Annotated in this window: 1 pseudogene; it reads left to right on the top strand. The window is 80.1% G+C overall.

What is annotated here, in order from left to right:
- Nucleotides 1-356, top strand: a pseudogene (locus tag Q7A36_RS41160) (hypothetical protein); the annotation flags it as partial.

Below are 356 nucleotides of genomic sequence, written 5' to 3' on the forward strand. Positions count from 1 at the left end.
GGCCACGACGCTGGCCGCCGCGCTGGGGATGTCGGTGAAGGCGGCCTGCGCCATCCTCGACGAGCTCGTCCGGCTGGAGGTCGCGGTCGAGGTGACGCACCGCCACAGCCGCCGCCTGTTCGGCCTCGCCGGCCTTGCGCCACTGCGGCAGGCGGCGGCGCCGCCGCGCCGGCCGCTGCCCGGGCGGGGGAGGGGGCGGCCGCGCGAGGTGCCGGCGGCGGTGGAGGTGCCGCCCGAGATCCTGGCGCCGGCACCGCCGCCGCGCGCCGGGCCGCTTGAGCGGCGGGCCTTCGACTACGGCGACCTGGAGGCGGCGATGCAGGCGGTGGACGCGGCGATCCGCAAGACACGGGCCG

Source organism: Paracraurococcus lichenis (assembly GCF_030657435.1).
Classification (GTDB): domain Bacteria; phylum Pseudomonadota; class Alphaproteobacteria; order Acetobacterales; family Acetobacteraceae; genus Paracraurococcus; species Paracraurococcus lichenis.